Annotated in this window: 16 protein-coding genes; 8 read left to right on the forward strand and 8 right to left on the reverse strand. The window is 63.2% G+C overall.

Annotation, left to right across the window (positions count from 1 at the left end; genetic code table 11):
* Window positions 1-2 precede the first annotated feature (2 nt).
* Window positions 3-2,198: a SulP family inorganic anion transporter gene (locus tag NCS58_RS20780; protein ID WP_086961373.1), complete on the reverse strand. Its 2,196-nt coding sequence runs from the start codon at window positions 2,196-2,198 to the stop codon at window positions 3-5.
* Window positions 2,199-2,492: 294 nt separating this feature from the next.
* Between NCS58_RS20780 and NCS58_RS20785 the strand changes: the two genes are divergently transcribed.
* The 3 genes from NCS58_RS20785 to NCS58_RS20795 all read left to right on the forward strand — a co-directional run bounded on the left by NCS58_RS20785 (window position 2,493) and on the right by NCS58_RS20795 (window position 3,795).
* Entirely contained in the window at window positions 2,493-2,816 is a 324-nt protein-coding gene (locus NCS58_RS20785; RefSeq protein ID WP_061119966.1) for a hypothetical protein, read from the forward strand.
* Window positions 2,817-2,827: 11 nt separating this feature from the next.
* The gene (locus NCS58_RS20790; RefSeq protein ID WP_250477519.1) at window positions 2,828-3,199 is read left to right on the forward strand and encodes a glyoxalase/bleomycin resistance/extradiol dioxygenase family protein; all 372 of its coding nucleotides are present in this window, start codon (window positions 2,828-2,830) and stop codon (window positions 3,197-3,199) included.
* A 347-nt stretch (window positions 3,200-3,546) separates the two neighbouring features.
* Entirely contained in the window at window positions 3,547-3,795 is a 249-nt protein-coding gene (locus NCS58_RS20795) for a hypothetical protein (RefSeq protein WP_061119968.1), read from the forward strand.
* Window positions 3,796-3,827: 32 nt separating this feature from the next.
* Here NCS58_RS20795 and NCS58_RS20800 read toward each other — a convergent pair whose 3' ends face one another.
* Window positions 3,828-4,421, reverse strand: a complete 594-nt coding sequence (locus NCS58_RS20800; protein ID WP_061120045.1) for a J domain-containing protein — start codon at window positions 4,419-4,421, stop codon at window positions 3,828-3,830.
* A gap of 87 nt (window positions 4,422-4,508) precedes the next feature.
* Window positions 4,509-4,829: a hypothetical protein gene (locus NCS58_RS20805; RefSeq protein WP_250477520.1), complete on the reverse strand. Its 321-nt coding sequence runs from the start codon at window positions 4,827-4,829 to the stop codon at window positions 4,509-4,511.
* Window positions 4,830-4,932: 103 nt separating this feature from the next.
* Between NCS58_RS20805 and NCS58_RS20810 the strand changes: the two genes are divergently transcribed.
* Window positions 4,933-5,508, forward strand: a complete 576-nt coding sequence (locus tag NCS58_RS20810; RefSeq protein ID WP_061119970.1) for a phosphonate degradation HD-domain oxygenase — start codon at window positions 4,933-4,935, stop codon at window positions 5,506-5,508.
* A gap of 332 nt (window positions 5,509-5,840) precedes the next feature.
* On the opposite strand, the gene NCS58_RS20815 is transcribed toward NCS58_RS20810, so the two are convergent.
* The gene (locus tag NCS58_RS20815) at window positions 5,841-6,419 is read right to left on the reverse strand and encodes a LysR substrate-binding domain-containing protein (protein WP_061119971.1); all 579 of its coding nucleotides are present in this window, start codon (window positions 6,417-6,419) and stop codon (window positions 5,841-5,843) included.
* Window positions 6,420-6,436: 17 nt separating this feature from the next.
* Window positions 6,437-7,324 (reverse strand): PilZ domain-containing protein, encoded by an 888-nt coding sequence (locus tag NCS58_RS20820; protein ID WP_061119972.1) that lies wholly within the window; start codon window positions 7,322-7,324, stop codon window positions 6,437-6,439.
* A gap of 517 nt (window positions 7,325-7,841) precedes the next feature.
* On the opposite strand from NCS58_RS20820, the gene NCS58_RS20825 reads away from it, so the two are divergent.
* Both NCS58_RS20825 and NCS58_RS20830 read left to right on the forward strand, forming a co-directional pair.
* Window positions 7,842-9,251 (forward strand): MFS transporter, encoded by a 1,410-nt coding sequence (locus NCS58_RS20825; RefSeq protein WP_061119974.1) that lies wholly within the window; start codon window positions 7,842-7,844, stop codon window positions 9,249-9,251.
* A 106-nt stretch (window positions 9,252-9,357) separates the two neighbouring features.
* Window positions 9,358-9,933, forward strand: a complete 576-nt coding sequence (locus NCS58_RS20830) for a transglycosylase SLT domain-containing protein (RefSeq protein WP_061119975.1) — start codon at window positions 9,358-9,360, stop codon at window positions 9,931-9,933.
* Window positions 9,934-10,059: 126 nt separating this feature from the next.
* On the opposite strand, the gene NCS58_RS20835 is transcribed toward NCS58_RS20830, so the two are convergent.
* Window positions 10,060-10,455 (reverse strand): hypothetical protein, encoded by a 396-nt coding sequence (locus tag NCS58_RS20835; protein ID WP_061119976.1) that lies wholly within the window; start codon window positions 10,453-10,455, stop codon window positions 10,060-10,062.
* 95 nt (window positions 10,456-10,550) lie between these two features.
* Window positions 10,551-10,856: a hypothetical protein gene (locus tag NCS58_RS20840; protein WP_061120046.1), complete on the reverse strand. Its 306-nt coding sequence runs from the start codon at window positions 10,854-10,856 to the stop codon at window positions 10,551-10,553.
* A gap of 180 nt (window positions 10,857-11,036) precedes the next feature.
* Here NCS58_RS20840 and NCS58_RS20845 point away from each other — a divergent pair, with 180 nt between their 5' ends.
* Window positions 11,037-11,738, forward strand: a complete 702-nt coding sequence (locus NCS58_RS20845) for a hypothetical protein (RefSeq protein ID WP_250477521.1) — start codon at window positions 11,037-11,039, stop codon at window positions 11,736-11,738.
* A 216-nt stretch (window positions 11,739-11,954) separates the two neighbouring features.
* A complete protein-coding gene (locus NCS58_RS20850) occupies window positions 11,955-12,458 on the forward strand; it encodes a DUF962 domain-containing protein (protein ID WP_061119978.1) in 504 nt (167 codons plus the stop codon).
* Here NCS58_RS20850 and rarD read toward each other — a convergent pair whose 3' ends face one another.
* Window positions 12,459-13,436 carry an EamA family transporter RarD gene (gene rarD, locus NCS58_RS20855; RefSeq protein WP_061119979.1) on the reverse strand — a complete coding sequence of 326 codons (978 nt, stop codon included), beginning with the start codon at window positions 13,434-13,436 and terminating at the stop codon, window positions 12,459-12,461.
* Between the last annotated feature and the right edge of the window lie 76 nt (window positions 13,437-13,512).

Consider the following 13,512-nt stretch of genomic DNA (forward strand, 5'->3'; position numbering starts at 1 on the left):
GCTCACGACGACGCGCGCAACGCTTCGTCCGCTACCGCGAGCCGCGACGCCATCATCTTCACGACGAAGCGATGCCATTCCTGCGCGGTCAGCGGATCGTCGAGTTCGAGCTTGCGCAACGCCGCGAGCGTGAGACGCCGCAGGCGCGCGGGCTCGTCGGCGAAGACATCCGCGCTTCGCGGCGCATTCGTATACACCGCCATTTCGCCGATGATCGTCCCCGGCCCGAACGAGCGCAGCCGCACCGAGCGGCCGTTCGCGAGCGGAAGCGACACGGTCACGCGCCCTTCCTCGACGATATAGAGCGCATCGCCCGCATCGCCCCGGCGAAAGAGCGCCTCGCCCGCGCCGATAGCGCATACGTCGAGCAGATTAGCCAGCCCTTCCAGCGCGCGCGGCGTGAAGTGCGGCGCGAGCATCGCCCGAAAATCGCCGGCCGGCACGCGCGGTTCGCGCGTGCGCGTCGATGCGGCGAGCTGCTGCGCTTCAATCCATTCGAGGCCCGCGTCGAGCGTGTCGAACTCGCGGATACCGAGCGCGAGCGCGCCCGTGCGCTCGAGCAGCACGCGCGAGTTGCGCGGCAGCGCGGTCAGCACGAGATCCGCGCCGATCGCCGCGCACGCCTGGCGCAGCTTCACGAACGCGAGCGACACGGACGCGTCCATGCCGTTGGTCCAGGCGAAATCGAGCACGACGTGACGCACCGGTCGCGGACCATGCGAGCGAATGCGTTCACGCACCCGCTGGAGCATCGAGTTCGCGGAGCCGAAGAAGAGGAAACCTTGCAGGCAGACGCCGCAGATTTCATCGCCGCGATCCATCAGAAAGCGTGTCTCCTCGATGCTGCGTTCGACGTTCGACGTGCGGGTGCGGCCGTCGAACTCCATGCGCACGCAGCCGGCGCGTCCGTAGAGCAGCGCAAACGTCACGCATGCCGCGACCACGCCCGCGACGACGCCCGCGATCACGCCATAGAACGCGATCACCGCGAGAATCAGCGGCACGAGCAAATATTCGTGCCACGTGAGCTTGCGATACGCGCCGACGAGCCAGTCCATCATGAGCCGCAGCCCCATGTAGATCTGCATGCCGACGAGCACCGGCACCGGGAACAGCGAGACGAGATCGGGCGAGGCGATCAGCACGAAGAGGCACGCGAGCGCGGCGAACACACCTGCCGCGCGGCTCGTCGCGCCGGCGCGCGCGTTGAGCATCGAGCGGTTGTACGACTGATAGCCGACCATCCCGCCGAAGAGACCGCTCGCGATATTCGCGAGGCCCGCAGCGCGCATCTCGCGGTTCAGGTCGATGTCCTGCCCGGTGGCCGCGCCCATCGCGGTCGAGTTCATGATGATCGTGATCGCCGACACCGACGTGACGATAAGCGTCTCGGGCAGGTGCGCGACGATCGCACGCCAGTCGACCTCGCCGTGCGCGAGCGACGACGGCAAGTGCAGCTCGGGGATGTGCAGCGCGTGCATCGGCACATGCTGAAGCAGGAGGCCCATGTTGCGCGCGTCATCGGGCGAAATGCCGGCGACGTGCAGCAGCGCATAGAAGAGCGCGATGCCGATGGCGAGCGTGATCGGCAATGCGGCCGCGTGCCGCCATGTGCGCGCGAGGATCGTCGCGAGCGCGCCGACGAAGAGCGCGGGCGCCCATGCGAGCCAGTGCAGTTGCACGAGCCGCGGCAGCGTGTGCCAGTCGAGTGCGACGCCCGTCAGCACGCGAAACGCGCCCGCGATCAGCAGATAGCCGGTCCCGGCGAGAAAGCCGCCCATCACGGGATATGGCAGGAATTGCAGCGAGCGGCTGCGTCTGGATGAACCGATCGCGAAGAGAATGACTCCCGTGACGAGCGAGCACAGCGCGATGGCGACGAGCACCGTCAGCAGGATTTCCGTCGGCGATCCGCCGTTCGCGCGCACGCTGCTCGCGACGCCCGCCGCGACGCCGACGAGAAACGCAGTCGCATTGCTGTCCGGGCCGCCGATGTTCATGCGCATCGAGCTCGTCAGCGCGATGACGAACGCGGTGACGATGCAGCTCACGAGCGCGGTCGGGACGCCGAGCTCGGCATAGCGCGCAAGATCGGCGCTGAAGATGAGCGTGCCGAGGCTCATCGCGTAGCAGAGCATCATGAGCGTGGACACGGTGCCGGCGGTGATATCGCCGACGAGCGCGGCGGCGCGCGGCATGGCGCGCGCGAGAACCGTGCGATGTGTCGTGGCTGGCTTCACGGCGCCTCCCGATGCGGGAAAACGGCAGACGTATGCGCTCGAACCGCTCGAACCCGCTCGAACCCGCTCGAACGCAAAGCGCGCCGAAAAGTATCCGCTGCGCGCGAGAACGATGTCAATTTTCCCGTGACCTGCCGCACGCGCCGATGCGAGCGCGGCTTTCATCTGACGTGAATACCCTTCGCGGTGGATTCATCGCGTCAACTGGAGTAACGTTGACTTGCGAGCGAACACTACACCAAGGAGGCGATCATGCCCGACGATCCCGCTCAGTGGCACGTTTTCGACTACGAAGGTTTCGAGATCCACGTGCAGCCGCAATTGAAGCCGACGCCCGAACACGCGGCGCCCGGCAAGGCGGATCGCTACGTGTATATCGGACATGTGTGCAGGCCCGGCGCGAACGCGGAGATACCCGGCGAAGCGGTGCATTTTCACGCCGACGGCGAAGACGCATACAAGAGCGCACAGGACGCCGTGGACGATGCGCGGCATATCGGCAAGAGCATCGTCGATGGCACGCATCCGGATCTTTCGGTGCTGCCGCTGGTGTCGCATCAGCATCATCCGGGATGACGAACGAGAGCATGGGATCGCGAGAAGACGACGCGCATGTCGAAGGCCTGAGCGCGATCACGCTCGCGACGCACGACATGCCGCGCGCGGTGCGCTTCTATGAAGCGCTCGGCTTTCGCCTCCTGTATGGCGGCGCAAACGAGGCCTTCACTTCGTTCGCGCTCGGCAGTTCATTTCTCAATCTCACCAGCGAGACGCACGGCCCGATTCAGTTTTGGGGCCGCGTGATCATCTACGTGTCCGATGTGGACGCGTTCTACCGGAAAGCGCAGGCGCACGGCATCGAGCCGCAATTCGCGCCGCGCGATGCGCCCTGGAACGAGCGCTATTTCCATCTCACCGATCCGGACGGCCACGAGCTGAGTTTTGCGCGTCCGCTATGATTCGTGCGTCTCAGGCACGACATTCGCTTAACATCCAGTGACGGGTAGCGTACGCATCGGCCATTTCATATGACCGATCGCGCACATACCCCTGCATCACGTTGCACGACGATGAACTCATCGGCGTACGCGTTTTGAATGAACGGGGCATGGGGAAGACGCGTAAAAGCTCGCTGTTGCTCGCTGTTGCTATTTCGCAAAAACGGGCACTGCCAGTAATTCCGGGCGTAGAGTTCAAGTGTTTTATCAAGAACGTGGTGCATTGCGGCAGGGTTTTCATTGAGCGGGACTTAAAGATCGGCAGCCTCGACCGTAAACCCGATCATGAATGCCGCAGGAGACTGAAAATGAAATGCGTGAACGAGCGGTCCCTTCGTTATCAGGTCGAAAAATGGCTCGCGCCGGGCAGCATGCCCGTGCATGTACGGCAGTTCAGCCGCACGCGTTCCGACAGGCGCCGATATGTTTGTGTCGAGGCGCTGCACGGCGCGGCGGCGAGAGCGCTGTTCTTCTTTCGTCACGACGACGGTCACTGGTGCGTCTATCCGCCCGCACCGAAGCAAAGCAACATGCGCGGTGAAAGACTGGTCGCCTGAGCCAGTCTTGTTTCACCGCCCCGGGGTGGCAATCAGAAACGAAGGTTGTTGAGGAACTGGAACCACATTGCGCCGAGCGGATTCGCCGCGCCGGCGCTGTCGCTGACAGGCTCCTGCTCTTCTCTCTCGTCCTTGGCGCGTGCTTCCTCTCGCTCTTTTCTGTCTTTGCTGGCCTGTCTGGATTCATGCAGCGCAATTGCGCTGTCCGCGATCTGACGTGCCTCAGGCTCGCCGCATTGCGCACCGAGCAGCACGCCGAACACGACATCGCGGTTATGGCCTTTCGATGCGAAGCGCATCGCGAGCGATACGCGCTTCGCATAGAGCGCCTCGCGCGCCTCGCGCTCCTTCGCCTCACGCGCCTCGCGTTCGGCTTCTTCCCGGCGCACGCGCTCTTCGAAGCGACGCATCTCTTCAGCGTAAATACGGTCGTACACTTCGCGCTGCGCGGGATCGGAGAGAATCGCGTAGGCTTCCTTGATCTCCAGAAACTTCGCGCGCGCAGTGTCTTCGTTGCCTACATTGCGATCGGGGTGGCAGCGCATCGCGGCTTTGCGATACGCGCGTTTGATTTCTTCTTCGGTGGCGTGCTCGTCCACGCCGAGGGTCTGGTATAGCGTCGCCATCTTGCCTTCGGTTGGATACGGGTCGCCGAGCATCGTAACACGCGAAAAACGGGGTCTTTTCGCAAGATGCGGCATCGCAACACGCGCCTAGCGGCCCGTGATCCTGCGTGCGGCCGCGCTCCCGAGCGCGTCGAAAATGGCGCGGGAGGGTTTCAAATAGCGCGAGATATGAAGCCGGATATTGACCACCGCCAGCACGAAAATCGCGAGCGTGATCAAGAGATAATCGCGCCGCTCCGGGACGATGTGATAGCGCGTGTGCAGCAGCACGAACACGACCCACGCGAACGCCGGCGCGTGCAGCGTCCAGTGTCGCTGCGCGAAATGCCACGCGAGGCGGCGCACGTCGCGGCGTGCGGAGCGATCGAGTCCGGCGAGTTCGGGGCGTCGGCTGAAGAAGAAGGGCATGAGCGTCGGTTCCATTCTGCGCGCGGCCATCGTCGCGTCACAAAAGCCTGCGACCATTGCGCGTTTTCGCGCTCCAGCATACCCGCTCGACCCTTTCCTTACGATGGCGCTGACACTCGCCGACATCCGGCATCTCTTCGACACGCACGGCTCGCTCGCCTACAGCGGCGAGCCGGTCACCCAATTGCAGCACGCATTGCAAAGCGCCACGCTGGCCGAGGCGGCGGGCGCGCGCCCCGAGCTGATCGTCGCGGCATTACTGCATGACCTCGGGCACTTGCTGAATCTGCAGGGCGAGACGCCGACCGAGCGCGGCATCGACGATCTGCACCAGTACTTCGCGCTGCCGTTCCTGCGCCCGCTCTTCTCCGACGCCGTGCTCGAGCCGATCCGCCTGCACGTCGATGCGAAGCGCTGCCTGTGCGCGATCGACACGTCGTATCACGCGCGACTGTCCGCGGATTCGGTGCGAAGCCTGCAACTGCAAGGCGGCATATTCGACGATGAAGCCGCGCAAGCGTTTCTGGCGAAGCCCTATGCACACGACGCGATCGCTCTGCGCCGCTGGGACGACGAAGCGAAGGACGCGCATCGCGTCACGCCCGCGCTGCCGCATTTCATGGATATGGCCGCAAGCGTTGCGCTCGTGACGCGCTCGCTAACTTCGACCTGTGAATAGACTGGCTGAACCCAGCGCTACTTTGCCGACGCACGTGCAGGAAAGCATGATTTTCCTGGGCAACAGCGCAGCGGTTGAGGTGACTCGTGCGATGAGGCGGTAAACGAGGACCAGACGCTCGTGCGCGACGCGTTACTTGCGCGATGAAGAGGCGGTCGTCGAATCCGCAGGACTACGCCTGCCCTTCGTTAAGAGATCAGCGCCCGCGTCGCCGCCGATGCGTCTCGCACGACAGCGCGACGAGATCGCTGCACGCGTGCGTTAATCGATCGATGCCGGCACTACGCCAATGCGAATCATGCCGACCGATTCCGACTTTCCCCACGCCATACTCAGTGGCTGCCGCCGAAGTCAGCGGCCTTATGGTGCGCCTGTGTTCGAATGTACTGCGCCAGTGCCTTGACGCCGGGCAACTTTCGGGTAGCTTCGTGCATGACCAGCCATAGAGGCAGCACGGGCACTTTGGTCGTAATCGGTACACGCACAAGGTTGGCCGAGCTGTTACCTACGATACAGGCCAGAAGTGCAATACCGAGCCCATTCTCAGCCGCGAGATAGCCGAAGCCCAGGCTGTCGGACGATATCGCCATACATTCGTGCGGCGCGAAATCATTCAACCAGACAGATGGCTCGAATCTGGCAAGCTTGCCGGACATCCCTATGAAGCGATGCTTCAGCAGATCTGCGTCATTCTCGGGTAGCCCGTATAGACGGACGTACTCCTTCGACGCGTACAGCCCAAATCCAACGCTCGCTACTCTGGTCGCATATAGAGAGTCCTGGCCGGGCGATCCGAGGCGCAGTGCCCCGTCCGCCTCGCTCTTGCCGAGGTCGATCGATTGATTGCTGATGATCAATTCGACTTGTGCGCCAGGGTTGGCCTCCAGGAACTCGGGTAGCAGGCCGCGCACAAACTAGCCGGCGCTCGTCACAGGTGGCTGCTCGTCGCTGTCTCGAACATGTGCGTCTTGAGCAATGAGCGGGCGTCGTTGGGAAAGCCGCTGAACTCGACGCCGATCAATACGCCGCCGTCCGTAGGCCGCGAGTTCCTTGCAATGCAGTTGAACATAACGGCGTGCACCTTGCCTTCGGCGCGAACACGCAGGGCCAGCTTGAAGTGCTCGCCAATTTTCAGATACCGATCGGAGGCGCGCAAAGAGGCCCCGCCCATGCTGACGTTGACCACCGTGACATCGAAGCCCGCAGCGATACAGTCGTTTCTGATGAGCCGCGCGGCCATGCTTGTTGCGATGCGCGGGTGTTTGCGTACGACGTGGGCCGTGACGGCATCGGGATGCGCGAGATAGACAACCTGCGCCGGTGACTGGTTGCGTCCGGTGACGACTGTGTGAAAGCGATAAATCTTCCGACCGAGGAGAGCCTTGCACTCGACCTCGACTTCCGGCTCGAGGAACTCAAACCCGGTCAAGACCGCGACGACCAGTGCAGTCCCGGAGATCGAACCCACGAACTCGACTTGCAACGCGGCGTCCGGCCTGGCGACAACGGTTAGCTGCAACCTCTCAAGATTCTTTGGAAGGATCTCTGACGGCGCTGCCACGGGCCGGGCATCGGCAATGGCTCGATCATGGCTCGCGGTGGAGACAATGAGGCTTTCCTGTGCGGGCGCTCGCTTGCCGGGCTGAGCAGATTCGGCGTCTCGAAAACCGCCCATCGCAACGAGCCTGTCGCGCTGGTTTTCGGACCGAATGCAGCCACCCTGGTTGATCAGCAGTTTCCCTGTTGCGGTGTAGACAGCGAAGTCTAGTGGCGCACCCACCCTCAAATCCTTTTCCGCGATTCTGACAAGCGCCATGTCGATCTTCCCCGTCGTCCGTAAGGCCCACAGTGATGAGCCTGCTTAGTTTTTCGACAATTTACGGATTTGATGGCGTCGCAGAAGTGCGTTTCCGCTCATTGATCAGACAAAAATGTTGCGGCCGGATTCGACCCGGTTTCGGCCAGAATTCGTCGCTTTGAAGCGCGCGCAAACAGGCATTCACCCTATTCGGAACGTATGGCCTGCTCGGGCATCACCGCGAAGATCGACAAGCTCTCCATCGCCGCATCCTCCAAATGGATCTGCACAAGCGAGTTGTCGGCCAATTGCCGGAAGAGGCGCGCTGGCGTCGCGGTTGACCACCGTCCGCTATGGCCGATAAGCGCGGATTGAGCGTCAGGTGGGTCTCGAACCGAACATGCCGCTCGGATGAACATTCATGCCGCGAACGGAAACGCCGACTGGCGTATCGCGCTAGACTGTGCGCCATGCAATCCTTCCCATTTCGATACGCCTTGCAGCAAGCCTTCACCGCGCGAGCGAGCGACGCATCGTGAAAGGCGGCAACTTTCGCATCACCGCCGCCGTCGTGGCGAGCGCGCTCTTCATGCAGAACATGGACGGCACGATCGTCGCCACCGCCATCCCTACGATGGCCCGCGACCTCCAGGTCGACCCCGTCCATCTATCCAGCGCGATCACCGCTTATCTCGTCGCGCTGACCGTGTTCATTCCCGCGAGCGGGTGGGTCGCCGACCGCTTCGGCGCGCGCCGCGTGTTCATGTGGGCGATCACGACGTTCACGCTCGCGTCCGTCGCGTGCGCCGCCGCGATGAATCTGCCGCAATTGCTGGCTGCGCGCGTCGTCCAGGGTCTCGGCGGCGCGATGATGGTGCCCGTCGGTCGCCTGATCCTGTTTCGCGGCGTCAAGCGCGAAGAACTCCTCCAGGCGACGACGTGGCTCACGATGCCCGCGCTCGTCGGTCCCTTGCTCGGACCGCCGCTCGGCGGCTTTCTCACCGACACGCTCTCGTGGCGCAGCATCTTCTGGGTCAACGTGCCGGTGGGCATCGTGGGCCTGTGGCTCACGTGGAAGCTGCTGCCGCCGTCGCCGCCCGAGGACCGGACGTCGCCCGATCTGCGCGGCATGCTGCTGTCGGGCGCCTCGCTCAGTCTGTTCATGATCGGCATCGAGAGCGCGGGGCGCGGCGTGCTGCCCATCGGCGTGCCGTGGATCTGCGTGGCGGCCGGCCTGCTCCTCTTTCGCGTGACGGTGCTGCACTGCCGCCGCGTGCCGAATCCCGCCATCGACTTCTCGCTCCTGTCGATTCCCACTTTTCATGCGGCGACTGTCGCGGGCAGCCTGTTTCGCGCCGGCGCGGGCGCACTGCCGTTTCTCGTGCCGCTCACGCTTCAGACGGGCTTCGGCTACAGCGCGACGGCGAGCGGTCTCGTCACATTCGCGAGCGCGCTCGGCTCCTTCTGCATGCGTCCGATGACGGCGCTCGCGCTGCGGCGCTTCTCGGTCCGCAACGTCCTGTGCACGGGCAGCGTCGTGTTCGCGGCCGTGCTGCTCGTCTGCTCGACGATGTCGCAAGCATGGCCCGCCGTCGCGATCTTTCTGCTTTTACTGCTGGGCGGACTCGGCCGCTCGCTCAGTTTCGCGACGATGGGCGCGCTCGCATTCGCCGATGTGCCCAAGCCGCGCCTCGCCGCCGCGACCTCGTTTCAGGGCACCGCGCAGCAGTTGATGAAGGCGGTCGGCGTCACGGTCGCGGCCGGCACGATCCAGGCGACGATGCTCGTTTCCGGAAGCGCGCACACCGAGCGCTGGCAACTCGCCTGCGGATTCATCGTGACGGCGCTCGTCGTCCTGGCCTCGCTGCCGATGTTCGCGCGCCTCTCGGATGACGCCGGCGAGGGCATTTCAGCGCGCTCCGCGAAGCGCGCCGAACGCACGTAATTCGTTCCGATTTGTGAAAAGAAAACATCATATTTAAGACAAGTACATGATCCACAAGGACTTTTTATGTGGCTATAATGCGATTCCGCTTTGATCTCTCTGTCCGATGCGTCGTTTCCTCCCTATCCTTGTCGCCCTTTCCGTCTCACTGAGCGCAGCGCAGACCGCGCTCGCGCAGGAAAACCCGCTCGCAGCAAGCGAGGCGGCCGCGCAGTCCGCCGCGCAGCCAGACCCGAAGACGGAGCAGGCGAGTCACAAGATTTCGGACATGCTCACGCGAAAATTCGGCGTGGCGCGTGAAAAGGCGCAGACCATCGCGGCGGCAGTCATGTCGTCGGCATCGAAGTATTCGCTTCCACCGGCGCTTTTGCTCGCCATCATTTCGATCGAATCGCGCTTCAAGGAAACGGCCAGAGGGCCGAACAATGCGACGGGTCTGATGCAGGTGGTGCCGTCGGCGCACAAGAAGCTCGTGCGCAACGTAGACCTGACGGACCCGGAAGACAACATCGAAACCGGCTCCGCGATCCTTCACGGCTATGTGAAATCCGCTCAGGGCGATGTTGACGCCGCGCTGAAGAACTACGGCGGATCGCGCGCCTACGCCGAGAAGGTCAGCTTGCGCGTAAAGACGTTCGAGCCGGCCGCATCGGCGGATGCGGCATCGGCGGGCGGGCAATAACAGTCACTTTTCACTCGCCCGTCCGGGCGGAGTTTCTTTGATAACGCGCACCGCCGCCAGGCGGATGCCGCTCTCGCGTCTCGATGACGCCGCGGCGATCGCACCCGCAAAGCGCGCTGGCATCGTTCAATATGCCTTCTTGGTCCCGGTGCCGTCCGACTTCATGCCGCCCGAATTCATGTTGCCGTTATTCGGCGCGCTGCGCGTGGCGGTACCCTGATCCTGGCTCATGCCGTTGGTCGCGTCGTTGCTCATGCCGCTCTTCGCGCCGGTGCCGGTCGAGCCGTCCGCCGAGCCGCCCATCCCGGCGCCGCCCATGCCTACGCCGCCGCCCTTACCGCCGGCCGCCGAGCCGGCGCCCGCCGAACCATTGCCGCCTGCGCCTGCCGAACCGCCCGCAGCAGCGCCGCCGCCTGCACCGCCTGCGCCGCCACCACCGCCGCCGCCTGCTTGCGCATAGACACCGCCGGACAGGCCCAGCACCAGCGCGGAAATCACCAGCTTCTTCGTCGTTGCGTTCATTGCGAGTCTCCCAAGTTTGCGTGTCGGTCGTCGCGCATTGGATGCAACGACCGTGTCCGCATCAGCGCAAGGGGCGTGCCGCGAGTCACGCGCAATCAGTAACCGCAAGGCACATACGCGCCACGGTAGTTGTCGTAGCAGTAGCCAGGCGGCGGCGCCGGTTGTGCGTAGACCGGCTGCGCGTACTCGGGTTGTTGATAGACGGGTTGCGCATACGTCGGCTGTGCACTCGCGACGGACGTCACCAGCGCGCCGAGCACCGCGCCGCCGATCAGCGCGCCGACGATCGCTCCGCCATCCCCGCCACCGCCGCGATGACCGCCGCCATGCCCATGCGCCGATGCCTGGCCCGCCGCCGTCAAACTACCGATCATCAACAAGACAAGTGCTGCGCGTTTCATGAGCTTCTCCATTTCCCGTTTGCCGGGTTCATGGAGATCATCTTAAGCAGACAGCTAAGAAATAACTGCAGTAGTTGGTAACCGCGCATTTCAACGATTACAAATCGCCCGCTACACGTTTCTTCAAAGTCGTCCTTCGATTCGGATAACGAATTACCCTGAGCGCGGTTACAAACAGAATTGATTTCGCTCGTCCGTAACAGATTTAGCGACTTGTCCGGTAAAGCGTCTCTTCGCTATCGGTCAACGCCGCCGGTTTTACCGCATGCGGTTTCATTTGCTCGCCACTGGTTACTGTTTGTCACCAGATCGACGTCAACTATATCGACGGGCGGGGCGTTTTCATCGTCAACGCGGCGCATTGCGCGCCACGTGTCCTCGAAGAAAGAATCAAGGGAGATTCAAACCATGAAGAAGAACGTCGCTGCTCTCGCATCCGCCATGCTCGTCACCACCGCATTCGCGCAAACGGCCGCAACCGATGCCGGCAAAGCGCAATTGAAGGCCAACAACGAAAAAGCCGAGGCTCAGGCGACCGCCAACAAGAAGAAGGCGGAAGCGCAGCACGATGCCGCGAAGGCGCAGGCATCGGCGAACGAGGACAAGGCATCGGCGCAAGCCGACGCCAACAAGGAAGCCGCGAAGGTAGCGCAGGCGACCACGCCGGAACAGGCTTCCGACGCTCGCGGTGACGCCACGAAGGCACAGGCGAAAGCCAACAAGAAGAAGCATGCTGCACAATCCAAGGCCGATCAAAAGAAGCAGGACGCAGCGAAGGATGCCAACGTGGCGCAAGCGAAGGCCGACAAGGAAAAAGTCGAGGCGCAAAGCGACGCAAACAAGACGGCCGCCGATGCGAAGGTGGACGCGGCGAAGAAGTAAGGGAGGCCAGCGTCATCGCATCGCGCACTGGGCGTTGCATATAAACAAACCAGTGCGTTCAATTCAGGCGAGCCTTCGGGCTCGCCTTTTTGCATGTCCTTTTTGCATGTCCTTTGATCGAATGATTTGCGCCCGCTAAAGGACATGTTCCACTTGCCGATATCGTTGTGCGGCTTATCATTCGTGAAACAAAAAACACGAAAGGAGACGCCCGACATGCGCACACTGACCGATCAGTTGTCGCAGTACGCCGACTATCATCGCGACAGGCGCAATATCGCCACGCACTTCGTAGGCATTCCGCTCATCGTCCTCGCGATCGCCGCATTGCTGAGCCGTCCCGCATGGCCCGTGTTATCGGGCGCATGTCTGCTCACGCCCGCATGGGTGCTGTTCGCGCTCGCTACGCTCTACTATCTCTGGCTCGACGTGCCGCTCGGCATCGGCATGGGTATCGTGTCCGCGCTCAGCGCGGCGTTCGGGCAGTGGGCTGCATCGCACACTACGTGGAGCTGGCTCGCGATCGGCGTCGGCATGTTCGTGATCGGGTGGGTGTTTCAGTTCATCGGGCATATGCGTTATGAACGTCGCAAGCCCGCTTTCGCCGACGATATCATCGGCTTGCTGATCGGGCCGCTCTTCATTCTCGTCGAACTCTTGTTCGGCCTCGGTCTCATGCGCGAACTGCACGACGCTATCGAAACGCGCGCCGCGCGCTGATCAGTCCACGCGCTCGATTTCCTCCGCGACCGTTTCATGCTCGATGCTCGCGTGATGTTCGCTCGTCGGCAATGCCTGCTTCTCCGAGCGTTCGCGCATCAGAAGACGCGCGCTGTGCACGCCGGTCAGCACGACGGCCATCCAGATCGGCACATAAGTGCCGAGTTGCCGCGCTGAAAACGGCTCGCCGAGCAACAGGACAGCGACGCCGACGAGCAGCACCGGTTCCACGTAGCCGAGAATGCCGAAGAGCGCGAGCGGCAGATGACGGCTCGCACGCAGATACGACGCCAGCGCGATCGTGCTCAACGCGCCGAGTCCGGGCAGAAGCAGCAGCGCGAGACGCGGCTCGCCGACGACATCCGCGAACGAACCGCGCACGATCAGCATCATCACGGCGACAGGCGCGATCAGCATGATTTCAACGGCGAAGGACACGAGCGGATCGGCATTCAGCCGGCGACGCAACACGAAGTAAGGCGGATAGCCGAGCATCACGACGAGCGTCGGCCACGCGAACGCATGCGTGATGACGAGCTCATGCGCCACGCCCACGGCCGCCGCGGCGACACCCGCCCACTGGAAACCGTCGAGACGCTCGTCGTAGTGGAAGCGGCCGAGCAGCACCATCGCAAGAGGCAGGAGGAAATAGCCGAGCGATACTTCGAGCGCGCGCCCGTGCAGCGGCGCCCAGAGAAAGATCCACAACTGCACGCCGAGCAGCGCGGCGGCGGCAGCGGACATCAGCAGCAGATGCGGCGTTTTGGCGAGCCTCGCGATGAGCGCGCATAATTGCGGCCAGCGTTTGCGCAGCGCGACGAGCGCGAGCGCACCCGGCAATGTCCATACGATACGCCACGCGAAGATGTCGAGCCCGTCGAGCGGCGCGAGCCATTTCGTATAGCCGGACATGAGCGCGAATAGCGCGGATGCGGCGACGGACAGCGCAATGCCGCGTCCCAGGTCATGCTGATTCATCGAAAGAGGCGCTGCGCGCGGTAGGTGAGTGCAAGCCGAATGAAACGTGGAACGCGCATTCTAAACGCGCAGCGCG

Source organism: Caballeronia sp. INML3B, assembly GCF_023631305.1.
Lineage (GTDB): Bacteria > Pseudomonadota > Gammaproteobacteria > Burkholderiales > Burkholderiaceae > Caballeronia > Caballeronia turbans.